This window comes from Pedobacter panaciterrae, from assembly GCF_013204795.1.
Classification (GTDB): domain Bacteria; phylum Bacteroidota; class Bacteroidia; order Sphingobacteriales; family Sphingobacteriaceae; genus Pedobacter; species Pedobacter panaciterrae.
This window is the reverse complement of the sequence record NZ_JABMKW010000016.1, coordinates 571,401-595,350: the sequence shown is the minus strand read 5'-3', so window position 1 is coordinate 595,350 and position 23,950 is coordinate 571,401. Positions and strand designations below refer to the sequence as shown.

Here is a 23,950-nt window from a genome sequence, read left to right as displayed (position 1 = left end):
AGCGTTTGTGCTGAAACGATACTAGCGGTAGAAATTAGTAATAAACTGAGGAAAGACCTAAGTCGGATTGCGTTCATACAAACGAAATTAAGCACAAGTGAAAAGACTGAGTTGTTAATCTTTGTTAAAAAGATCCGATAAGTATATGCATCAAGATTTTTGTATTATTTTTATAAACAAGCGAATATTACACAGATTGATATAATGATTAATGCATTCTGAATGCTTTTTGCTAACTAAACTGACGACCTCTAACAGTGAAAAGTACAAACGTAAAACTTACTTTGGATTCTTGCTTTTAATGTACGAATTTTCGTTTTTTAAAACGATAGTTTTTCACTATGAAAAAAATCAATATTATAACTTTAATATTGTCTACAGGAATTGTCGCTTGCGGCTATGTCCACATATATTATTCACATAAGCTTTCAAAGCTCGATGGACTTGATCAGTTAGCTATTGCGTTATCTATTTATTTTTTAATTCAGCTGCGGTTTTCTGGGAACTATTTAGTCAAAGGCTTAATCTTCGTCCTTTTAACAGGATCTATACTTCTATTGCTCAATATTCTTCACAATAACTACGCTGATAATCAGCTTAAGAGGTATGGTACAAAGGCTAATGCCACAGTTACATCAGTTAAATACATGGGCGGTCACAAAAATTACCCAGGAATAATAATTAAGTTTACTTATACTTCAAGAGGAAGGATATATAATCATTCAATTATGGATGATGTTGAAGCTGACAGGCGATTTTCTGTTGGAGATACATTACCTATAAAATATTCATCCATGGATCCAGACTTATTCGAAGAAGTAAGGAATTGAATATTATCTGTAGTGACTAATTCCCTAATTGCTTATTTCGGAGATAGTGGTTTTTCGTTACTTTTGGTGAAATACCCACAGTGTATGGGATGTATATTTCTGTAAAAGTAGGGAAGAATAATTTAAATGGAACGAGCGGCCATTTTCGATGACAAACTGTTGAGTTGCTTAATTAGCTAACATATTTTAAAAGGGCAGGAAGCTACTGCTGAGTGTTTTGCAAAGCCATTCTGTTTGAACACAACCTAAAAGTTGTATTTTAGCAGCAAATAGATCACTTTGCAAACTCCATATCCTAATTTCAGCGAATCAGAAAACCTGCATTGGAAAGCCTTCAAAACAGGCGATACAGCCTCTTTTTCCTTTCTTTATCAAGAATACTCCCCTGGATTGTATAATTATGGAGCGAAATTTTCCATGGATAAGGATTTGATAAAAGAGTGTATCCAGGAACTGTTTGTTCAGCTCTGGACGAAAAGGAATTCAATTGGCATTCCACCGCACGTTAAAAATTACCTCTATAAATCTTACAGAAATCTCATTCTTAAAAAAGTCGCTCAGTTACAAAAACATCGCGATTTTGATGAGACTGAAAATTATGAATTTAATGTTAGTCTGGATGTAGAAGAAGCACTGATTGATGGTGAAAGGCGCAAAGCAGTCAGTGAACAGCTCCAATTAACTATTTCCGGCCTTACCGCCCGGCAAAGAGAAGCTATTTTTCTAAAATTCTACGAACAGCTTTCCTATGAAGAAATTGCAGAAATAATGGGAATCACCGTTAAAGCAAGTTATAAAATAATGGCCAGATCATTGGATTTTTTGCGTGACAATCTATCTAAAGAAGATTTACTGCTGCTTTATCTGATATTTAGTTTAAAATTATTTAGCTGATAATCAGATTGATATAAAATACATTCATTTTGATGGGGTAAAATGTTTCTTTGTCAGCTAATAGGATCAAAACAGTGAAGATGGAGAAACAATTAAGCGATTATCAATCCTATGCCCTGAAAGATCTGATCAATGACAAATCTTTTATGCTTTGGGTTAGTCAACCCACTAAAGAACTGGACCTCAAATGGAGCAGCATCCAGCAAATTTATCCCGGCCTGAGTCCAATTATCCGGGAGGCAACAGAGATTATACTGTCTATGCGTTTTGAAACAGCAATACTCGGTAAAAACGAACAACAAGAAATCTGGAATACTATCGCTGCAAGAACTACCCTAAGTGGCAACCCACAAAGATCAATCAGTCTTTGGCTCCGGTATGCTGCAGCAGCTATCTTAATTGGTGTACTTTTCGCAGCTGGTTTATTTTATTCAAGCTTCCAGCAGATATCTATTCAAACGCCTTACGGACAACTGCAAACGATGACTTTGCCAGATGGATCACAGGTGACCCTAAATGCAAATTCCCATATCAAATATAATAGGAGCTGGGACGACAGTAAAATCAGGGAAGTATGGATTGAAGGTGAAGCATTTTTGAAAGTAAATCATCTTCATAAAAATGGACCAGTTAAAAATCATCAGCGTTTTATAGTACACACAGGTGCATTAAATGTAGAAGTACTCGGTACCTCCTTTAATGTCAATGATAGAAGGGGTCGGACAGAAGTTGCCTTGTTAGATGGAAAAATCAGTCTGGGTCTGCGTAGCGAAAAGGATAAAACATTAATTCTTAACCCTGGGGAAATAGTAGAATATACAGGAGGAAAATTAGACAAGAAGCCTATTAACGTCGTTGAATATGCTTCGTGGAAAGACGGAAAGCTTTATTTCAGGAACGTTCCGCTTATTAAAATATTCAATTACCTCGAAGACATTTACGGCTATAAAGTCAGGGTAGACGATCCACACATTTTAACAAGAAAACTTTCAGGAACAGTAAGTTCCAAAAATGATAAAGTTTTACTCGAGTTAATTGCAATAACGTTAAACATCAGTATTACCAGAAATAATGAATCCCGTGAACTCATTATTAAAGCTAAATAGGAGCGGCATTATGAGAAAGCATCTAAAAATAGGACTCATTAATTTAGTCTGTATGATCCTTTTCAGTCCCGCTGTTGCTATGGTCAGACAAATAAACCCCACGGTAACACCACAGCCTCTGGTCAAGGTACTCTCTGCATTAATTGCACAATTTAAAGTAAACTTTCTATACGAAGATGCTAATGTCAAACCTCACAAAGTAAATTATGATGCCAGCTTATACAAAGGCAAATCAATCAGTCAGGTATTGAATAGTTTATTAGGCCCGTTAAATCTTTCCTGGTACAAAGTTGATGAGCAGAATTATTCCATATTTCCAAAACCTGCCCGGGCTGTTGGGGATACACAACAGATAGGAGCCTTAAAATTGCCGGCGCAGGATTCGTTAGCACGGGACCAGGTTCAGGGACGAGTATTGGACGAGCATCAGCTGCCCCTGATTTATATTAAAGTGACCTTATTGACCGCGGCAGATTCTACTTTGGTACAAAATGCTTTGACCGATACCACCGGCAATTTTACTTTCACAGCCATTAAAGCCGGTACCTATAAGATCAGGATTTCCGCAGTTGGAAAATATCCTTACACCACCAAACCATTTACTGTTGGCGGAGCTGTAAGGCCTGCTATGGAGCCCATTGCAATGCGGGCTTCTGAGGAAACTTTAAAGGAAGTCAAGATCACTTCATCCAGACAACTGGTAGAGAGCAAAGGGGACAGGCTGATCTATAATGTCGAAAACAGTGCAATGGCTGCCGGTAACTCTTTACAGTTGCTCCGATCGGCCCCTTTCGTACGAGTTGGTGCAGACAACAGTGTAAGTCTGCAAGGAAAAAAAACAATGATTTTAATTGATGGTAAGCCTGTGCCGGATGTATCCCTCGAAAACATACTACAAACAATGCCTGCTGGAAATATTCAGAAAATTGAATTAATCACCCACCCATCAGCTAAATATGATGCTTCTTATGGCGCCGTGATTAACATCATAACCAAAAAGAGTCAAGTCGAGGGTTTTAAAGGAAATTTTAGACTTGATGGTTCTACAGGAAAATATGCTAACGGTAGCACAAATCTTTCAGGGACCTATAAACGCAACCGTTTAACCATATATGCAAACGGGGGGATCATTAAAGGTGACAATTTTTTCGGCGTGACTTCTACCAGATTTCAGGATCCGGCTGATCCTTCCTATTTTATGTCAAATAACTGGAAGCGTCTTTCCCATAATAATATGTATTCCTTCCAAGGAAGTATCGATTTTCAGTTGAGTGAAAATCAAACCTTTGGGTTGTTCGCAGATGCTAACCACTATAAATTTAAAGGACCATGGGGAACGCGAAATGAATTTGGAAAAGAAAATCTGAGGCCAGATTCTGCTTTAATTACCGATGCTGATTTTAACCAGACAGTCTGGTCTTCTACCTACAACCTTAATTATCATTTACTGTCTGATTCGGGTAAACATGACTTGACGGTTCTGACAACCTTTACCCCCTGGAAGAGGAATATGTTCCAGAAATTTCCATCGGCACTCTATAATGCCTCGGGTGAGCTGATCCAAACTCCGCCCGTATATCAAAACCGGAATCAGGCGGCCATAGACGTTTATATTGTACAGGCAGATTATGCACGTCAATTCCAGAAAAGCTGGAAACTTGAAACAGGGTTGAAGTATCAGCAAACCAATTCAAGAACGAGCGTAAATTATGAAGATGACCGAAGTGGACAGATGCAACAGGTTCCGGAGTTTTCCAGTCATAATACACTTCAGGAATCCATTGGAGCAGCCTATGGTATTCTCTCCAAAGGATGGAGAAATATTAAATTACAGGCTGGAGTGAGGTTGGAAGATACCAAAGCTGATTTTGCAGGTCACTTCCGCCAGCATTATACAAATCTGTTTCCAACATTCTTATACCAGCATACCGTGAATAAAGACATTGAGGTCTCGGCTTCCTATAAAAAGACAATTAGTCGTGCACCTTACTATGAACTGGTGCCCTATTTGGTCGCGATTAATCAGTATACCATTGAGCAAGGTGATCCGGCATTGGTTCCGGCATTTGATAACATATACTCATTAAATGCAAATGTCTATAAACTCAGCCTATCGCTAAGTTACACAAAAAACAAAGGGCTAATCGGACTGTTTCCGGTAAAACAAGATTTTGCAACCAAGGTCACTTACTATACTAGACAGAACCTGAAAAGTGCTTCAGACATCTCCCTTTACCTGTTCTATCCTTTACAGATAAATGATTGGTGGGAAACCATCAACAGTGGTACACCAATAGGGTACAATAAAGCCGAAGGCCTGGTCCTTGGTCGGAAATATAAACTTTCTGCTTTCCATTCTGATTTTAAAACATCTCATATATTTAAATTTTCCACCAGACTCAAATTTCAGATCGATGCCTATTACTGGACTGATTACGTACAGGATCTTTCAAATAACAGTGGAAATAAAAATGTTGACGCATCCTTTTTACTCAACTTATGGGAAGGCAAAGGTCAGCTCAGGCTTGGAGGGAGTGAATTGGTATTTAAACGTAATGATTACCTAATAACGAGAAATTACGGAACTTTTCGATCAGCCGAGAGAATAAATACTGATAGCAAAAGAGTTTATGTCGGCTTTACCTATAAGTTCGGAAAATCACATGTGCAGAAAAACGATACAAAACTAGGTAATGAAGATGCCCTAAAAAGGCTATAAAACTAAAATGTCTTCTTCTGCAATAACTTGTCGAAAACGTTTGGCTAGAATGGCATGGATCGACATCTATTTATAACTGTATTTTGGTTATCCCATATGGGAATATCCGACCTTAGTGATTTCCCACATGGGATGCCTTTTTTTTACGTTATTTACTTCTAATTGATAAACAAAAATCAGCGTTTGAGAGGTGTTAAACGTGTATTCCTCATGTCATCAATATAGTTTTTCATCTCTGCAACGACCTTCAAATCATCAAGAAATTGGTGTGTTCGGAGTATATCGTTGGGCACAAACGGATTTTTTCCGTTAAACTCAAAAATAAAAGCCCTTCGGTTTGGTAGCCAGAAGGGTTTTTTTACAAAAATCCCAAATTCAAGTTTAATTTTTCTGTGTCAACATTTTGGCAACAATAATTTTATTCAATTTCTATGGAAAAGGGGATAAAACAGCTTTACCTGGACCGAAATGGTATAAGAACATAGTGAAACCGAGAAATACAACAGGTGATATTTTGAATAGGTTGAGGACTGAAAAGTGGACTGAAAGTATCAAAATCAATTTTTCCAACTTCGTGAACATAGAGGAAAAATTAGCGAAGTTGGAAAAAATGGCTAACCTTGTATTCTCTTCATTGTTTTACAATAGAAATTAGCCAAAGTAAAGAAGGAGGACGTATCATAATTGATACGTCCTCTTTTGTTTTGAGAAAAGAATTATTTTTAGACTATCATACACAAAAATCCCTATTATCAAATGAAAAAATCTCTAACTCTCACTCTACCTATGATGCTAATTTTACTAAATTTTAGCTGCAAGAAAAGTAATTTAGACCAATCCCTAAGCTATGACAAAGCTTTAGAAAGTAAGAGCGTATCGGCTAGCACCTTAACAGGAACACCATCATTCCCGTTAGATTGGGAAAACATCTCGTTTATGCCCGTACCTCCTAATGTAACACCGATACCTGTACCTTGGCAGTCAGGGCTAGGTGGGGTAAAAATTAATCAAGACATAATCTCAGATTACGCCGAATCTGATGGGTGGGAATTGGTTTACAATACTTTTAATGCTAGTGTTGTTTACAATCCATCCTATTTTATGCTTTACAATAAATATAGAGGTGTTTTGAGAACTTATTTTTATTTTGCTCCCGGGCAGAATTATCCTTCCAATAATATTGTTTCCGAACTATCAATCAATGGATCGGCTGCTGCCAGCTCACCTGTATTAAATTTTTCAGGAAGCGATATTGTAAATTATGGTGTAAACCAACCGGCCGTTACACAGCTTCAACCCTTTCAAGTCTCCTCGACCGGTTCATGGTATGCTTCCGAGTTTGAACTAGCTTATGACGAAAATACTGCTAGTACAGCTTATCCCACAACAACAATGGAGTGGCAAATAAACCCCAATAGTATTGCAAGTATTACTTTGAACGGAACGCAAACAGGAAGCCTAAATGGAACTATTGCTGTCCCTTCTTCAAAAACAAATTTTTTCGGAGCCTTAACAAATACTGTTGTCAATGCGGCTCTTGGTGTAGGATCATCACACGCGACTCAAGCTATAAGTTTTTTAGACAGTACAGATAAACCGAAGGTAGCAACAGCAATTACAAATGGTTTGGCAGGCAGTATAAGTGGGTTTTTAAATGGCATTTTTGGTTTTACAAAAAGGACTACGATTAATGAAAAAGTTTCATTAACGCTTAACACTAACATTACTGTTAATGGAAGTTCTACAGTTAGCAGTCAATTGTTTGACAACGTTTTCGCTATTCCAGGCACATTAAATAATGACCAAGCTGTTCCTTTTTATCCAGCATATAACCAACCAATGGGGGTTTTTTATGTTGATGGTAAACCACAAGTGTACCAAGAAGTTACAAATCCAAGCGTTATCCTTCCGCAAGTGCCTCCTGGAGAGCCAGACCCTTGGCATGGAAGAACAAAAGGGTACGCTCCAACAAGAAGATATACTATTAACCTAAATTCTTTTAATTTAGTTTTTAATCCAGCAGTCTTATCTGATGCTACAATCAGTAATATTAAATATGAAGTTTTGGCATATGATATGACATCTATTATCAATAATACTACTCTTAATGACATTAGTGTTTCATCTCAAAATAAAGAAGATATTTTGGGGCACGGAATAGTTGCTTCTGATCCCACAGCGGTTACAATATCTTATTTATCTGTGTTACCTGGTAACCCACCAAGCGCAGCTGAAGCCGCTGTTCGTGTGTCTTTTGATGTAGTTCCAAAAGACGGGTCCCCAAAACAGACCATAGTTAAGACATTTAAAGCCAATGTAATAAGTATTTAATGTTGCTTGACTTAGCTTTGAGTGATAATTAATTTAAGAAATGGAATAGAGAGGAGCCTGTATCATAAATCATGATATCAGGCTCTTTTTCACTTAGTAAGTTTTTTATAGTATTGATTTTAAGTGTTTTAAGTTAGTTTTTATGGTTTTAAATTTGGTTTAACTATTAGTCCCAAAAATATTACTACAAAACCCTAGAAATCAGCAAAATAAAAAATCTCTTAAACAAAAAAAGTCTGTAATCATGATTTATGATACAGACTCTTTTTGTTTCTGAAGATACGTGTTTGCGAATTCACAATTCATGAATTGTGAATTTGGATATGAAACTCCCCCAATACCTTTTCTTCTTTTGAAGTTTATTCTGCACCAAGTGCTTCGAGCAGGTCCTCTTTGATAAAGACCCATTGCTTCCCGCGAAGGCAAATTGGATTGAGATCTGGATCGGCGTTATCAAAATTCGAGAAATTTTTCCGGATCAGATTTGGATCATGTGTCCACTCAAAACGCTGACGGTGTAAATCAATCATGGTGTTGACTGGATATTGCGGCAGCAGCTCGTGCAGGTCCCAGAAATCTTTTTTACGGCCACCTCTCTGAATTACATCTATTTTCATAGCAATAATCTCCTCTATCGTAGCCATTCGAACACCATCTGAGTCAACGTATGGTTGGAAGAATGGATCCGTGGAATAATATACATCGAGTTTGACTACATGATCTTGATCGGTTCCAACTAGATAAGATTTACCCATAACCTGATTGCCGCCAAAATCTCCATGCACATAAGCGAAACTGTTTTTTAGACATGCTTCAATGGCATCGAAGTCTATGGATCGGTAAGGTTCCCCGGTAAATAGGTCAATATCTACCGACATCCTATGTCCCAGATGAAGACTCAATGCTGTACCTCCAACAAGACGGAAACTCGCGAATTCTTCCTTTTTCATTAGCAACAGCAAGCCGTCTTTCAGGGTTTTGTTCACAGTATTCCAGTACATCCTATTTGGTTTTTATATTCCTCATTACAGGAAGGCTATTGCCTGCAATTTTATCGCTGCCAGTAATGAATTTTACTTTTTCTTTTCCATAAAAATTGAGGATTTCCTGTTTTTCCTCATTATTCCCACGCTCAAATACGCGCTCAATTATTGATTTATATTGATCTTTCCAATTGATCTGATCGAAATCTGTATCCCAGAAGAGGATTTTGCGTATAACAGAAAGATCCGGATGATCCTGTTGCTTATGCTTTTCTTTCTCAATTTCAAAATATGCCTGCAATAAATGCATGGTTCCTTCTTCCAATCCCAATGCTTTATCAATTTTTAAAGACAATGCAGTTGGTATGCTTCGCTTGCCTTTCGTTATATCATTAATTGTCTGTGGATATATCTGCAGAGATAATGCAAATGGACGTTTTTTAAGATTCCGCTTTTTTAGCTCACGCGCTAGAATCATACCAGGATGAATACCTCTATAATTTTCAAGTGCCGTTTCCATAATACAAATATAAACAAAAATGATTATATAATAGATCGTACAATATCTCTTAATTTTTGTTTGCTAAATTTAATTTATCTATTATAGTGATTACGACTGATATTCAAAATAGTTCAAAAAAAGCTGATCCCATGTGGGAAATGGGCCAAATTACAAATTCCCACATGGGAAGGTCGGATTTCATGATTAACTTGTAGAGTAAACAAGCTAAAATCAGCCTTGTCGAAACCTTAAGCGGGTATTTCGCATGTTTTGAATATAGTTCTTCATTTCAGAAACAACCTTCAAATCTTGCAGAAATTGGTGTGTCCGGAATATATCTGACAGCACTAGAGAAAAGCCTTAGAGAAATTTAGGGCTTTTTTGCGTTTAAGTACTTTTTGACCCTTATTGGTCTATATGCTAACCCCAAATTTCACTTATACAGTTTTCTGGATGCTGCGGAATTCAATTTTCTTATGATAAAACAGAATAAGGAGTTCTATGCTTGCACAAGGTAATCTGATTCTATTTGGGAATTGCCGCTAGTACAGATTCCCAAATGGGAAGAACTGTTTCTTCGCTTTAGAGTTATGAATAATTTCAGAAAGTTAACCTTTTAGGAACTGTGGGTATGTTATTCAATAACCCCATTATGATAATATGTTTAAATTCCCTAAAAAAGGCAATATTTGGGGGTTATATTCCCTGAATATTGCTATATTTGGGGAATAGAATTTGTGTCATGATTAAAAGAGCCTTGCAAAAGACCTTAGAAAGTAAGGTTGATTTTAAAAAAGCTATTGTGATATTAGGGCCGAGGCAGGTGGGGAAAACTACGCTGATTACTAAGATAGCAGCTTCATTAAATGAGAATTATCTTTATATCAATGGAGATGATCCAGCTACACGAACAGCGTGGAACAATCCTACACAGGCTTTTATCAATAATTACATCGGCAGTTACAAAGTAGTTGTATTTGATGAGGCGCAGCGTCTTGAAAATATTGGCCTTAGTGCTAAGATGATTATTGATGCGAAAAAAGATATACAACTTTTTATATCCGGATCCTCGGCATTGGAAATAGCCAGTAAAATCAATGAGCCGCTCACCGGTCGTAAATGGGAATATCGGTTATATCCGTTATCCTGGAGAGAATTAAAAGACCAATATTCCTTTGCTAAAGTTCATTCAAGGCTGGAAGAATTTTTAATAACAGGAATGTACCCTGATGTGATTAACAATCCTGATAGTGCAATTGAGACCTTAAATAACCTAGCTGGGAGCTATTTGTATAAAGATATTTTAGAGTCAGGTGGCATCCGCAGGCCAGAAGCATTATTAAAACTTTTACAGGCACTGGCATGGCAGGTGGGTAATGAAGTTTCGTATAATGAACTTGCAGGGATTGTGGGTATAGACAAGGCCACAGTTAATAATTACATTGATTTGCTGCAAAAGTCCTTTGTTATCTTTCGTTTAAATCCACTTGCAAGAAATTTGCGCAATGAGATCAGTACTTCCCGCAAAATCTATTTTTACGACAATGGGATCAGGAACAGCATCATTAACAATTTTGCACCTATTGCACAGCGTAATGACATTGGTGCTTTGTGGGAAAACTTTATTATTAGTGAACGCAAAAAGAATCTGGCTTACACCGGCTTTTATGGCAATACCTACTTTTGGCGTACAGTGGATAAAGCCGAGATTGATTACATAGAGGAGCAGGACAATAAACTAAGTGCTTTTGAACTTAAATGGAATTCTAAAGTGAAAGTAAAATTTCCCACTTCGTTTATGGAAAAATACAGCCCTGAAACGTCATCTGCAATTAACAGGGATAATTACTGGGAGTTTTTATAGGTCATGACTTTTACACTAGGTAAATGTACAAGGCGACTTTTATGTTGAAAAGGACTCTTGTATTTTATGTGGTGCATCTGAAGTAGAGGCAATGGGCTTAATGGCATATTCTGGAGGAGGTTGTTATTCTATAATTATGTTTGTACTTGGGCGGAAAGAAATACAATAATTCGGTCACAGCTTAAAGTTGCAAAATGTTAGTCTCGCATCAATAAAAAAATCTCACTATTCCCTCATTAATTTATAATAAAATAGCGTTGAAAGCATTTAGGTTTTAGAAATAAAAACCCCTGCTTTAATCTATACTAATTTAGCTTGGGTGGAGCAATCATCCGTTTAATTTTCATGGTTTGGGGAACGCGGAAAAAATCAAATGGGACATTGACCCGCTTGATTTCTTTTGCTTCCATGCCTTCAAATAATGTGTTGGCCGCATTTTTTTTATATAAACCTAAAAAACCGTTGGGTACCTGATCAATGAATGTAAAAAGGTGCCAGGGAGTTTTGGGTATATTCTCCGATACATAAACCTCATATGCGGCATCCACAAGTTTTTTTTGAGGATGAAAAACAAGCTTATTACATGTCATTCCCAAGAGTTCAAAATTTCCTTCAGCTTTCAACGCCTTATAGTCATTAGCCCATAAAATGATCGGAAATTCATCATTTGAAAGTTCATAAAGGTCTGGCATTTGCTGTGCGGCGGAAAGTCCTTCTCTGGCCAGGTTGTCATAAATACTATAGCGGTGAGGGGCGCTGAAGTCGCCAATTTCCCAGTGATCTGCCGCGTATTGGAGCCGGTAGGCTGAATCTGTATAATAGAGTGTTGCCTTTCCATATTTTGCTATATCGGCAAATTTTGCATCTCGCTTAATAAGTGTATCGGATGACTTGTACAAGTATTGGTATTCGATTTTCCACACCGATAGGGAATCCTGAGCGTTTAAGACTGTACTTCCAGAGATTAGCCAAAGGACAAGAATAATCAGGTGCTTTCTATACATGGTTTCTTACTAATTTAAAGCCGCTACAAAGTATTACAATAATAATGAAAGTAAGGAATCAAATGAACAGCAATGAATTTAAATTATCTGCTATATCCCGTTCCATTTTATCAAAGTCAAAATCAGAGACGGATTCATTATATTGCATTATGAAGAAAGAAATCATTTGTATTAATCTCCTTATTTTAGGCATAAGCTGTTTACTGACCGCGGGTTTCAGTGCGTCATCCTCGGCGTCAGTAAATGTCAGGTCGCTACACAAAATTGAAGCAGATAATGCAAAATTGATTCGTTCTGGATTGACTACTCATGTAAGCCTACAAAACAGCAAAGCACTAAAGGTTGAAATTAAGAAAACAGCGACGGGTTATACGTTCATCAGAAACGGACAACCTTATTTTGTAAAAGGGGCAGGCGGGACTTCAGAAACCGAAGCCATAAAAATTGCAGGAGGAAATTCTTTCCGAACCTGGGATACAGAACACGGAGCGGCAAATCTGGAGCAGGCAGAAAAACTTGGACTAACTGTTACGATGGGGCTGAATGTAGCACGTGAACGTCATGGTTTTGACTACAATGACGCAGTTGCGGTAAAGAAACAACTGGATCACCTGCGTAAAGAAGTGCAGAAGTATAAGGACCATCCGGCTTTACTCGCCTGGGGCATCGGAAACGAACTGAACCTGGACTATAAAAACCCCAATGTCTGGAGTGCTGTGAATGACATTGCAAAAATGATCCATCAGGAAGATCCGAACCATCCTGCCACTACTATGCTTGCAGGCATCAATCAAATAGAAATAGACCACATCAAAGCTAAATGTCCAGACCTTGATTTCCTTTCGGTGCAGGTATATGGCGGATTGGCCAAAGTCCCTGATCAGCTACAGACCGCAGGCTGGGATGGTCCTTACCTGGTCACTGAGTGGGGACCCACAGGGCATTGGGAATGTCCGAAAACATCATGGGGTGCCCCGGTTGAAGAAACTAGTTCGGAAAAAGCTGAAGTCTACAAAACACGATACGAAGCATCCATCCTGAAAGATAAGAATTGTCTGGGTTCCTATGTATTTCTCTGGGGGCAGAAACAGGAGCGTACACCTACATGGTATGGTCTGTTTACAGAAGCGGGGGAAACGTCAGAAGTATTTGACGTCATGCAATATGAATGGAGTGGCAAATGGCCTCAAAACCGAGCACCCAATATCAGTTTATTTACCGTAGATGGCAAAAGTGCACGTAGTTCTATTCATCTCAATCCCGAGGAGAAATATTTAGTGGTGATCTCTGTTTCAGATCCGGACAAAGACAAACTAACGATCAGGTGGGAGCTGTTGCCTGAAGCAACGGATCTTGGGCAGGGTGGTGACAGGGAAAGCAGGCCTGCACCAATCCCCAATATGGTAACGACAACTTCCCTGACAAATGCATTGCTCAGCGTACCTGCAAAGCTTGGCGCTTACCGTTTGTTTGTTTATGTGAGTGACGGTCATAATCATGTGGCTACAGCAAATATTCCTTTTATGGTACATTAAGCTTTTTCCTGTTCAATTTCGCGCATACCTGTTCACTTATGAACAGGTGGGTTTTTCGTAATACCAAATAAGTAGTTTAATTGTACTTCTAAAGCTTGTTATTTAGGTTGGCACAATGAATGGCCTTGGTTTTTAAATTTATCATTTAAAATTATGAAATCCTTCTACACAGTTCTTTTGCTTACAATAGCACAAATCGCATACGGTCAAACACCGCAGGGACATTATGAAGGTGCCTTGACACGGGATGGATCCGTTCAATTAATTTCATTCGATTTCCATATAGATAAAACAACTTACGATATCCCTGAAATTGGCTATATGAATGTGGCTACAGAAAAAATATCTCGGAGCAAGGACACTTTGAATGTGAAGATATTCAACGGAGATTTCTATTGTTTTTTAGACCCCAAAACAGGAGATGTAACAGGTATAAGCAAGGATATAAATCCTAGAATCCGGATTCATCTGAAAAAAGCATTAGCGAAAGAAAAGAGCTTTTCAGAGGAAGAAATTAAATTTACTAATGCAGATGTTTCGCTTGCAGGAGTTTTGTTTAAACCCAAAAAATCAGAAAAGCCTATTCCGTATGTGATTTTAGTACATCGATCAGGATGGGAAGACAGAGATACCCCGTGGTATCATTCGTTAGCCTACGATTTGGCGAGCAAGGGCATAGGCGTTTTACTTTATGATAAACGTGGAACCGGTAAATCAACTGGTAACTTTTCATCTGCGGATTTCAATGATCTGGCAGATGATGCTGTTTCCGCTTTTAATTATCTAAAAGAAAGAAAAGATTTGAATTATGTCAAAATAGGTTTTCTTGGTGCAAGCCAGGGAGGATGGATAACACCGCTGGCTGCAAATAAAGTCTCAGGCTGTGGCTTCGCAATTTTAATAGTTGGCCCTGCAGTTTCTCTTTATGAGCAAGATATTAATCGTGTTCAATATACCTTGACTGACGAAGGTTATTCAAAAGAATCTATTGACTCTGCACTTCATTATTCTGCACTTTTTTTCAAATATGTTCAGGGTAAGAAGACAAAAGATTGGGATGCGCTTAAAGGATATGCCGCGAAAATTAAAGATAAAAAATGGATAGATTATCTTGATATACCCCAATCGCAAACTGGAGACGACATATTATGGTGGAGAAAAAATCGGTATGACCCCAAAGAGGCCTTAAATAAAATAAAATGCCCGGTATTGAGTGTTTTTGGTGAGAATGATGTATTAGTGCCACCAGCCGAAAACAAAAATAAAATGGAAACTTATCTGAAAAATGCAGGCGTGGATTATAAAGTTGTTACCATAAAAGATTGCGGACACGACATGATAACAAAGGGTAAACTGAATGGTGCTGATTGGGATTGGCCATATACTTATTGGCAATGGCAAAGACAACCTCAGGAATTTTTCAGTTCAATATTTGAATTTATAAAAAAATAAAACTCGAAGAAACCATTGAATTAAAAGATGGGGTAATTGAGCGAAAAGCTAAAGGTACCGTTCGCTAGAACTAACATATAGACAAAGATCTTATATAAGTCTAAAATTTGTATTACAGAAAAACGAAGGTATTCGTGTAACTCATTATCATTATTCCACATTTTTTTTGATAATTGGAACCTATCAAAACTTATTGGCCTTATTTGAATCTGAGATGCCAGCCTAAGAACAAAGTTAAATTCTGTTGCAGGGCTGACGTTTATTTCTAAGAGACAGTTTTTCACAGTTTGTATCGTGCGTAGCTTTTCCTAGCTCATGGACAATTAAATCTATATTTACCTGCTATATCAATTCCTAAAGTAATATTATCGAAGTTTTTGAAGACCCGAATCTCAGTTCCGGTTCTTCAAAAGCTGTTTGCTCAGAGGAATCATCTTACCTGCCTTAACAAGAAAACCAACGTGTACTTTATGGCCAACCTCAAGGTTGTCTATTTAACTAATGAGCCATTATTTTTCTTTTTCCAAATGCTATTAATTATCAAGAGGCTTTTGCCAGAAATAATTTGGATTGGTAATTTCAAATACCTTGGTATCACTTGAAGTTTTTCTGGACGAGTTAACAGTATTAAAACGACCAGGATATAAATTAACATACTGAACCACAGTATTATTCTTCGAGTAAGTCTCCACATCCCAAACACTATTAACAGGGCAGCGTAACCAATAAAGGTTCTTTGACATATAAAAATCAAGATAAAATTCCTTGTTTCTAAATGCATCCTTATTTAAAAGGAGTTCCGAATTATTAATTAAGTGAGTTCTCACTTCTTCGACGCTTAATAATTCACCCTTATTATCACTCACATAGGCATTAAAAGTTGGATCCATCCATAGCCATTTATTAAGGGTTTTAGACCACACAACGTTTATCACATGGCAATCAGTGTCGGCAGTATCTTTTGGCATACATGTAACCATCCTGGATTTAAATCCCTCAGCGTGCAACGCATCCTTTAAAATGGTAGCTTTCATTCGACAATTCACGCCCCGTTTGTCGCGTTTGCACACCTCAATTATATCATTTGCATTTCTAGAAGGTGGATTGTCACCGTTTTGATGGGGCACTATATTGTAAGCCCAAAATAATAGTCTTTTTATTTTGCTGATCTCGTTACCGTTGCCTGCTACTGAATCCAAATTAAATTTAACTTTTAAGTCCACAAGCTCCTTTGAATCTGGAGATTGATAAATAAAAGGGGGCAACGCCGTTACTTTACCATTGAGATATGGGGGTGAGGTTTTTAAGATATAATTCATGTCGCCCCTTTCCCGGATACTTAAGAGGGCTTTTTCAAAGCGTTTGTTACCATGGAGGCTTTTTAGATCTGTATCTTGTATGGTGTTGTAATAATTGCTATATCCCAATTTTACGCATTTGTCAAACGCAGCAAGGGCTTGTGTAGTACTTCCTAACAAATTCTGATAACAGGCAAGATTATAGTACATGCTCGGGTACCAGTTTTTAACAGTAGCCTGGGTATCTACAGCAGCTTCTTCATATTTAACCAACCACTCGTTTATGAGACTAACTGCTTCAATGTAGTTCTTATTGTCAGCAGCAATGCGCCGATTATTATCCAATGCAGAAGTGTATGTTTTGAAGCTTTTTGTTGTGACAGAAGGTTTTTTCTGCGCAATTGAATTAATTATAGGCACAATTAACAATATTGTGAGTAATGCTTTTTTCATTCAAAATATTTTTAATGTTCTAATCTAACAAAACAACCCGAAACTTTTAAGCCGATGTAGCTGACTAACTGTTGTTTAACACTTTTTGACAGAAAGGTATAACAATTATTCCCTCAATATTTGATAAATAAGCTGGCTAGAAATATTTGAGTTATATCTTCTTTAACACTTCCAAATCCTGATACCTTAACGACTGATTATCATAAACTCATTTCACTAATAAAGAAGTTTTTTTACTCTATCTGAAATGTTAGCCTGTTGTTCCCAAGTGGATGATTTTAATAAGGTTGCCGGGGTTTAATCTGAAAAATCGTATTCTTAATTTCAAAGCCACAGGATCTTGTTCTTTTGGTGATGCAAGAGAATAGGCCTTTGTTTCTTTTGCTTTGATTTTTACTTTGCTTCAATGACGAGCAATGTATGAACGACTAGACAATTTGAACTTTTGAAAATAGAATCTGTTATCTTTATATAATTTTTTAAGCATATGTCGGCAAAAGATATTGAATTAACAGGTGTAAAGGAAATCGCAAGAAGGGCAAATGTTTCAATTGGAACAGTAGACCGTGTGATCCATGATCGCAAAGGGGTATCGCAAAATACCAAGGATAAGATTAATGCAATTATTAAAGAGCTCGATTATCAACCTAATATCTTCGCGCGAAGGTTGGCGTCTAAAAAGCAGGTCGTTTTTGCTGTTCTGATTCCAAAGATTTCACAAGAAACCAATTATTGGGAGGCACCACTTCTTGGTATAGACCAGGCGGGAGCAGAGATCAGTCCTTACGGCATTGTCTTACAGAAATATTTATATGATGTCAACGATAAAAACTCCTTCCTTGAGCAGATCAAACTTATAGATCTTTCCTTGGTAAAGGGTGTTCTTTTGGCGCCAAGTTTTATTGAAGAATCTGAACAGTTTGTAAAGAAGCTTGAAATCAGAAAAATACCTTATGTATTCATCAATTCAGATATTCAGGGGCACGAAAGCTTAAGTTATTTCGGTCCTGATCTTTATCAAAGTGGTTACCTTTCTGCCCACCTCATGAAATACCTCCTTAAAAAGGAAGATAAGATTCTAATCGTTAACATTTCACAAGAAATAGATAACCAGCATCATCTATTGCGTAAAGAGCAAGGATTCAGGAACTATTTTAGCGATAATAAGCTTGAAAATGTCATCGTAAAAATTGATATCAAGCATACTGACTATACCTATATAAGCAACTCACTTGAGCAGGTGTTAAAAAGCCATAAGATCGCTGCTATTTTCGCAACCAATTCGAGGGTTTCAACCGTTGCCAAATATTTGGCAAAGACTGGAGATCAACATAGAATTTTAATCGGATTTGATTATACTAAAGAGAATCTTGCTTTCCTTAAGGAGGGGGACATTGATTTTCTAATCTGTCAGAAGCCCAGAGAGCAGGGGTACAAAGGGCTAATGGCCTTATATCAGTTTGTCGTGCATTCCAAAACTGGTGAAAAAAATAACTTTATGCCGATCGATATCATCACAAGCGAGAACTGTGACTTCTACATCAATTAAGCCATTATTTCATTGATTATTACTTTTTTTCAAAAAGCAATATCACCACCCTGATTTGGAATTCCAAAAAATGTTTTGTTTATTCGTGTACGTTAACGTTGATCATTCTCATACGTTTAATGTTAAGTAAACAAACCATATGGACCAGAAGACTTATATTAAATCCTTGTATATCATTGCGGTACTTTTTTTTGTCTTCGGTTTTGTCACATGGATAAACGCAATGCTTATCCCATACTTCAAAATTTGCTGTGAGCTCAATAATCTCGAGTCTTATTTTGTAGCTTTTGCTTTTTATATTTCTTATTTATTCATCTCTTTTCCTGCTTCCATATTGCTTAAAAAGTTTGGTTTTAAGAATGGTATGATGATTGGATTTTTCGTGATGGCTATCGGTGCATTTATATTTGTACCAGCAGCGTTATTACGTAATTATCTGTTATTTTTAGTTGGCCTTTTTACGCTAGGGGCAGGACTGGCAGTTTTACAAACTGCGGCAAATCCTTACGTAACCATATTAGGCCCAAAAAACAGTGCGGCAATGAGGTTCAGTATTATGGGGATCTGTAATAAATTTGCAGGAATTCTTGCTCCTTTACTTTTTGCTGCGGTTATACTTAAGTCTTCCGATAAGGCACTGTTTGAACAAGTAAAGTCGATGGGAGCGGTTGAACGGGCATCGATTCTTGATGAACTGATCAGGAGGGTTATTGTTCCTTATTCATGTGTTGGTTTAATTCTGGTATTACTAGGTTTTCTGGTGCGCTTTTCTTCTTTACCTGAAATTAATACCGAGCAGGAAGATGAGGTTACCGCCGAATCAAATAAAGGGAAACGTAATATTTTTCAGTTCCCCCATCTTGTCCTTGGCGCAATTGCCATATTTGTTCACGTAGGTTCACAGGTAATTGCAGTTGATACCATTATTGGTTATGCCCATTCTATGAATATTTCTCTTTTAGAAGCAAAGGTATTTCCTTCGTATACACTCACAGCGACAATCGTTGGTTATATCCTTGGAATTTCGCTGATTCCAAAATACCTTTCTCAGATCTTGGCCTTGCGTGTATGCATCATCCTGGGGGTTGTATTTACTTTATGTATCATTTTTTGTAACGGTAGTGTTGTCATATTGGGGCATCGGGCAGATATTTCTATATGGTTCATTGTATTATTGGGCTTTGCAAATTCAATGATATGGGCTGGAATATGGCCATTGTCTATGGATAGACTCGGACGTTTTATAAAAATAGGTGCTGCTATTCTAATCATGGGGCTTTCCGGAAATGCCGTTATGCCGCTATTATATGGTCACTTTGCCGATATTTATGGTCTGCAAAATGCTTATTTCGTGCTTTTACCGTGTTATCTCTACCTGCTATTTTATGCCTACAAAGGGTACAAACTCGAGCGCTGGATTGGTTAAAAAGAAATCACCCTTTTTATTTGTTATAAAATTTTAAAATGAACTTAAATGTCTTTTACCTCAATGAAGATTCCAATGCCTCACCAGATCAACTTTCAGAGAAACTAGCTAACTATCCCCAAAATCGTTTGACTAATGATTCATGGCCTCAAATACCAGTAATTTGCACAGCCGATTTTGCTATCGCACATACGGGACAACACATTCTGTTAAAATTTACCATATCCAATGATTATTTCCGATCTATAGAAAGACCGATTAACAGCGAAGTTCATCTTGATAATTGTGTAGAGTTTTTTATCGCTTTTGACCAGTCTGATCAATATTATAATATTGAGTTCAATTGCCTTGGGATTGGAAAAATGGCTTATGGTAATCAAAAAGCTAAAAGAACTTTATTTCAGAATTCTGTAGTGCAGAAAATTCGTACCTGGACAAAATCAGATGCTCAGGAAGGGGAGTTTAACTGGGAGATGACGATGATTATACCTGCAGATGTATTTATATTCCATCAAATTCAAAACTTTGAAGGCATCACGGCGAAAGCTAACTTTTATAAATGTGGTGATGCGTTGCCAAATCCTCACTTTCTATGTTGGAATAAGGTGATATCCCCTATACCTGACTTTCATCGTCCAGATCATTTTGGAACCATTCAATTTATGCCTGCGCAAGCTGAATTAAATAGTTTTAAATGACAAATGTGTTTTTTTTTAAAAAAATTCGTGTACGTACCCGTTTATTTAATATATTAGCATTTAGATAGTTGTAGTCTTTGTCCGGATAGGATTTCAATCTATTATTTACCAACCTAAAAACCAAAAACAAGATGAACAGATTTTTTACACCAGCTCAATAGTAATTTTTTTGACTTTTAATCGTGTACGTAAACGTTTTATAAAACCGCCAATGAAAAAGATATACTTAATGACCATGATGGTCGCATTTTCCATGCTGAGTACCTTTGCCCAGGTCAGCCCCGCTAAAGGGACATTATTTACTTTAACTGGGCAGGTAACTAATGAAAAAACTAATGAAACCCTTGTTGGGGTTTCAATCCGCGTGCAGGGAACAGATAAAGGCACGGCAACAGATCAGAATGGTAATTTTAGTTTAGAGGTAACTCCCGGAGCTGTTATTCTGGTGAGTTATATGGGTTACCAAAATCAGACAATTAATATAGGGGAGCGTAAACGCTTAAATATTAAGCTCGCTGAAAGCGAAAGGCAGCTTTCAGAAGTAACCATTAATGTAGGCTATGGTACCCAGAAGGTTAAAGAAGTTACCGGTGCTGTCGGATCAATTACGGCCAAGCAGATGGATACTCATGCCCTAGGGGATGTGAATTCGAGTTTGCAGGGTAAGATTGCCGGACTTCAAATTACAAGTAATTCCGGAGAGCCTGGTGCCGGTGCCACAGTAAGAATACGTGGGGCATCCTCAGTAAACGGTAGCAGTCAGCCACTATATATCGTAGATGGTGTTCCCATAAATGCAGATACTTACGGTGGTGGATTGGTAGATGATGCATCGACTTTTAGTCCCCTGGCAGATTTAAACCCTCAAGATATAGCATCTATAGAGGTATTGAAAGACGGAACTGCATCTATATACGGTTCCAGAGCATCGAATGGTGTAATTATCATTACTACTAAAAGTGGAAAGAATTCTAGCAAACCAGAGATACAGTTTTCAGCAAATGGAAGTATTGCAAACATCACGCGAAAAATTGGAGTGTTAAATGCGCCACAGTTCAGAAGTGCATTTATAGATGCGATATATAATTTTACAGGAGCCCAGACAACTAAAGTCTCTGTGATAGATTCACTTCATCCATATTATTCTAAATCTAACAATTGGCAGGATCTGATGTACCGATCGGCATATCAGTACAAAGCAGATGTCAGTATCAAAGGTGCTTCTAAAGATAATAATATGAATTATTTTGTTAGTGCAGGCTATAAAGATATAGACCCGATTATCATCAATACTAAATTTAAGCAAACTTACGCTTCGGCAAAGGTATATTACACGGTAAATAAGATTATTACGGGGAATACGAATTTCAACATATCCACCAATAATTACAACAGAATACTCAGCGGACTAAGCAATCAGAGTGCGATATATCAGGCTTTAAGTACCATGCCTGTTTATTCACCATATGATCCCATCACAGGACAACTTATTCCACTTCTGGAGGGAAGTAAACCCAATCCGATAGCTATCTCTGAGCTGGCTGCTAATAAAATAAACAGATGGAGGATGTTTGGTAATCAAGATTTTAAAGTGAAAATTTTAAAGGATTTGGATTTCAAGACAACTTTAGGAGTTGACTATTCGAATACAGAGGAAACAAATTTCACTCCTCAAACCCTCTTACCACAGGGTCAGGTCAGTTCATCTTACCTGACTACAGGGAAAAACTATTCTTTTATCAATGAGAATACGTTAAACTACAGAACAACCCTTGCTAATGATCATAACCTTACCTTTTTGCTTGGACAGTCTTACCAGAAATTTACAGACAACAACGTCAATGTGATTGGTAGAGGCCTAATCGATGCAACCATTACCTCTATCAATGGTACATCTGTTGTTTCGCTTTATAATCAGAACATCGAAGAATACAGTCTGCTTTCTTATTTTGCCAGGGCAAATTATGACTACAAAGGCAAGTATCTTTTCTCTGCGGTAATGAGAGCTGATGGTTCTTCAAGATTTGGAGCGGATAACAGATTTGGATATTTCCCCTCATTCTCGGCCGGTTGGAGATTGTCAGAAGAAGATTGGTTTAAGAAAATCAGTTTTATTTCAGATGCAAAGATCCGGGGAAGTTTTGGTGTTACAGGTAACCAGTCGATCGGTAACTATGCATGGCAGGGATCACTCAGTACCATCGGTACTTATCTAGGTAATGTAGCAATTGTTTCTAATGGAGTTCCAAATGCATCGTTAAAATGGGAAACGACAAAACAAACAAACATTGGTCTGGACCTCTCTTTTTTACGTGATAGAATTCGCTTTACCGCAGATGCTTATCTGAAAAAGACAACCGGGCTTTTATTTGATGTAGCTGTTCCGGGCACTACAGGTTATGCTACAGTTCCTGCCAATTTCGGTAGTTTAGAGAACAAAGGTCTTGAATTTACACTTTCAACGGTTAACATAGACCAGGAATTTAAATGGAATTCCACATTCACCTTCTCGCTAAACAGAAATAAGGTGCTTTCTCTTCCTGGCAATCAGGATTATCGTCCAAACATTTATAATATGGCAAGGGTAGGGGAAACTGCAGGCGTATTTTACGGTCTTAAAGCTTTGGGCGTGTATGCTTATGACACAGATAATGTATATCAGCGGGATGCAGCCGGAGCTGTTGTTCCTTATCGTCAGGGATCCGCAAATGGATCGATCTATAAAGGTGGAGATGTAATATGGGAGGACATAAATGGCGATGGTATCATTAACGATTCCGATTTGCAAGTAATTGGCGATCCAAATCCTGATTTTACTGGAGGTTTTCAAAACGAATTCAATTACAAAAATTTCACGCTTTCTACATTAATCACCTACAGTTTTGGCAATGATGTGTTTAATGAGGTTAAAAGAAACCTGGATGCTACACCATATGATCAGAATTTCACCACCGATCAACTTAGAAGGTGGAGAAAACCGGGTGATGTAACAGATGTTCCAAGATTGGTTAAAACTGACCCGATGTTAAACAATGCCATCTCAAGCAGATTTGTAGAAGATGGTTCATTTATCAGAGTTCAAAATCTTGCGCTCAATTATAGAATTCCGGCGAAAGTATTGAACAAGCTAAAAATAAACAATGCTACTGTAGGATTCTCGGTAGTCAACCTGCTAACCTTTGGTTCTTACACCGGATATGATCCCGAGGTCAGCTCATCAACTAATGCACTTGCCGTTGGTGTAGATCGTGGATCTTTCCCAAGAACCAGAACATATAATTTGTCATTGAACTTTAGTCTTTAATA

General features: G+C 37.6%; 16 protein-coding genes. 12 read left to right on the top strand and 4 right to left on the bottom strand.

The genetic code is table 11. The features are described 5' to 3' along the window. The first annotated feature begins 341 nt into the window (after positions 1 to 341). The 5 genes from HQN86_RS10440 (at position 342) to HQN86_RS10420 (ending at position 7,880) form a co-directional block, all read left to right on the top strand. The gene (locus HQN86_RS10440; RefSeq protein WP_172660922.1) at positions 342 to 830 is read left to right on the top strand and encodes a DUF3592 domain-containing protein; all 489 of its coding nucleotides are present in this window, start codon (positions 342 to 344) and stop codon (positions 828 to 830) included. 279 nt (positions 831 to 1,109) lie between these two features. After that, positions 1,110 to 1,724, top strand: a complete 615-nt coding sequence (locus HQN86_RS10435; protein WP_172660921.1) for an RNA polymerase sigma factor — start codon at positions 1,110 to 1,112, stop codon at positions 1,722 to 1,724. An 80-nt stretch (positions 1,725 to 1,804) separates the two neighbouring features. Next, the gene (locus tag HQN86_RS10430) at positions 1,805 to 2,830 is read left to right on the top strand and encodes a FecR family protein (RefSeq protein WP_172660920.1); all 1,026 of its coding nucleotides are present in this window, start codon (positions 1,805 to 1,807) and stop codon (positions 2,828 to 2,830) included. A 10-nt stretch (positions 2,831 to 2,840) separates the two neighbouring features. Beyond that, on the top strand, positions 2,841 to 5,549 hold the full coding sequence (locus HQN86_RS10425) for an outer membrane beta-barrel protein (RefSeq protein ID WP_172660919.1): 2,709 nt from the start codon (positions 2,841 to 2,843) through the stop codon (positions 5,547 to 5,549). A gap of 756 nt (positions 5,550 to 6,305) precedes the next feature. Next, positions 6,306 to 7,880 carry a hypothetical protein gene (locus tag HQN86_RS10420; protein ID WP_172660918.1) on the top strand — a complete coding sequence of 525 codons (1,575 nt, stop codon included), beginning with the start codon at positions 6,306 to 6,308 and terminating at the stop codon, positions 7,878 to 7,880. Between the two features lie 359 nt (positions 7,881 to 8,239). Here the strand turns inward: HQN86_RS10420 and HQN86_RS10415 are convergent, their stop codons facing one another. Continuing rightward, entirely contained in the window at positions 8,240 to 8,881 is a 642-nt protein-coding gene (locus HQN86_RS10415; protein WP_172660917.1) for a nucleotidyl transferase AbiEii/AbiGii toxin family protein, read from the bottom strand. A gap of 1 nt (position 8,882) precedes the next feature. Beyond that, positions 8,883 to 9,383, bottom strand: a complete 501-nt coding sequence (locus tag HQN86_RS10410; RefSeq protein ID WP_172660916.1) for a helix-turn-helix transcriptional regulator — start codon at positions 9,381 to 9,383, stop codon at positions 8,883 to 8,885. Positions 9,384 to 10,107: 724 nt separating this feature from the next. Here HQN86_RS10410 and HQN86_RS10405 point away from each other — a divergent pair. Next, on the top strand, positions 10,108 to 11,229 hold the full coding sequence (locus HQN86_RS10405) for an ATP-binding protein (RefSeq protein WP_172660915.1): 1,122 nt from the start codon (positions 10,108 to 10,110) through the stop codon (positions 11,227 to 11,229). 305 nt (positions 11,230 to 11,534) lie between these two features. On the opposite strand, the gene HQN86_RS10400 is transcribed toward HQN86_RS10405, so the two are convergent. After that, positions 11,535 to 12,233 carry a hypothetical protein gene (locus tag HQN86_RS10400; protein ID WP_172660914.1) on the bottom strand — a complete coding sequence of 233 codons (699 nt, stop codon included), beginning with the start codon at positions 12,231 to 12,233 and terminating at the stop codon, positions 11,535 to 11,537. 149 nt (positions 12,234 to 12,382) lie between these two features. Here HQN86_RS10400 and HQN86_RS10395 point away from each other — a divergent pair, with 149 nt between their 5' ends. Next, a complete protein-coding gene (locus tag HQN86_RS10395; RefSeq protein ID WP_172660913.1) occupies positions 12,383 to 13,768 on the top strand; it encodes a glycoside hydrolase 5 family protein in 1,386 nt (461 codons plus the stop codon). Positions 13,769 to 13,921: 153 nt separating this feature from the next. Next, positions 13,922 to 15,220: an alpha/beta hydrolase family protein gene (locus HQN86_RS10390; protein ID WP_172660912.1), complete on the top strand. Its 1,299-nt coding sequence runs from the start codon at positions 13,922 to 13,924 to the stop codon at positions 15,218 to 15,220. A 533-nt stretch (positions 15,221 to 15,753) separates the two neighbouring features. Here HQN86_RS10390 and HQN86_RS10385 read toward each other — a convergent pair. Further along, the gene (locus HQN86_RS10385; protein ID WP_172660911.1) at positions 15,754 to 16,971 is read right to left on the bottom strand and encodes a TPR end-of-group domain-containing protein; all 1,218 of its coding nucleotides are present in this window, start codon (positions 16,969 to 16,971) and stop codon (positions 15,754 to 15,756) included. 487 nt (positions 16,972 to 17,458) lie between these two features. On the opposite strand from HQN86_RS10385, the gene HQN86_RS10380 reads away from it, so the two are divergent. The 4 genes from HQN86_RS10380 (at position 17,459) to HQN86_RS10365 (ending at position 23,948) form a co-directional block, all read left to right on the top strand. Next, entirely contained in the window at positions 17,459 to 18,520 is a 1,062-nt protein-coding gene (locus tag HQN86_RS10380; protein ID WP_172660910.1) for a LacI family DNA-binding transcriptional regulator, read from the top strand. A gap of 139 nt (positions 18,521 to 18,659) precedes the next feature. Further along, entirely contained in the window at positions 18,660 to 19,946 is a 1,287-nt protein-coding gene (locus tag HQN86_RS10375) for a sugar MFS transporter (protein WP_172660909.1), read from the top strand. A gap of 38 nt (positions 19,947 to 19,984) precedes the next feature. Then, complete coding sequence (locus HQN86_RS10370) at positions 19,985 to 20,644, top strand: carbohydrate-binding family 9-like protein (protein ID WP_172660908.1); 660 nt, start codon at positions 19,985 to 19,987, stop codon at positions 20,642 to 20,644. Positions 20,645 to 20,855: 211 nt separating this feature from the next. Continuing rightward, positions 20,856 to 23,948 carry a SusC/RagA family TonB-linked outer membrane protein gene (locus HQN86_RS10365; RefSeq protein WP_172660907.1) on the top strand — a complete coding sequence of 1,031 codons (3,093 nt, stop codon included), beginning with the start codon at positions 20,856 to 20,858 and terminating at the stop codon, positions 23,946 to 23,948. The last annotated feature ends 2 nt before the right edge of the window (positions 23,949 to 23,950 follow it).

Bases quoted from the DNA above. Each gene is read 5' to 3' on its own strand.
- HQN86_RS10440 (WP_172660922.1), top strand. From the start codon at position 342: ATGAAAAAAATCAATATTATAACTTTAATATTGTCTACAGGAATTGTC.
- HQN86_RS10430 (WP_172660920.1), top strand. From the start codon at position 1,805: ATGGAGAAACAATTAAGCGATTATCAATCCTATGCCCTGAAAGATCTG.
- HQN86_RS10425 (WP_172660919.1), top strand. From the start codon at position 2,841: ATGAGAAAGCATCTAAAAATAGGACTCATTAATTTAGTCTGTATGATC.
- HQN86_RS10420 (WP_172660918.1), top strand. From the start codon at position 6,306: ATGAAAAAATCTCTAACTCTCACTCTACCTATGATGCTAATTTTACTA.
- HQN86_RS10415 (WP_172660917.1), bottom strand. From the start codon at position 8,881: ATGTACTGGAATACTGTGAACAAAACCCTGAAAGACGGCTTGCTGTTG.
- HQN86_RS10410 (WP_172660916.1), bottom strand. From the start codon at position 9,383: ATGGAAACGGCACTTGAAAATTATAGAGGTATTCATCCTGGTATGATT.
- HQN86_RS10405 (WP_172660915.1), top strand. From the start codon at position 10,108: ATGATTAAAAGAGCCTTGCAAAAGACCTTAGAAAGTAAGGTTGATTTT.
- HQN86_RS10400 (WP_172660914.1), bottom strand. From the start codon at position 12,233: ATGTATAGAAAGCACCTGATTATTCTTGTCCTTTGGCTAATCTCTGGA.
- HQN86_RS10395 (WP_172660913.1), top strand. From the start codon at position 12,383: ATGAAGAAAGAAATCATTTGTATTAATCTCCTTATTTTAGGCATAAGC.
- HQN86_RS10390 (WP_172660912.1), top strand. From the start codon at position 13,922: ATGAAATCCTTCTACACAGTTCTTTTGCTTACAATAGCACAAATCGCA.
- HQN86_RS10385 (WP_172660911.1), bottom strand. From the start codon at position 16,971: ATGAAAAAAGCATTACTCACAATATTGTTAATTGTGCCTATAATTAAT.
- HQN86_RS10380 (WP_172660910.1), top strand. From the start codon at position 17,459: ATGTCGGCAAAAGATATTGAATTAACAGGTGTAAAGGAAATCGCAAGA.
- HQN86_RS10375 (WP_172660909.1), top strand. From the start codon at position 18,660: ATGGACCAGAAGACTTATATTAAATCCTTGTATATCATTGCGGTACTT.
- HQN86_RS10370 (WP_172660908.1), top strand. From the start codon at position 19,985: ATGAACTTAAATGTCTTTTACCTCAATGAAGATTCCAATGCCTCACCA.
- HQN86_RS10365 (WP_172660907.1), top strand. From the start codon at position 20,856: ATGAAAAAGATATACTTAATGACCATGATGGTCGCATTTTCCATGCTG.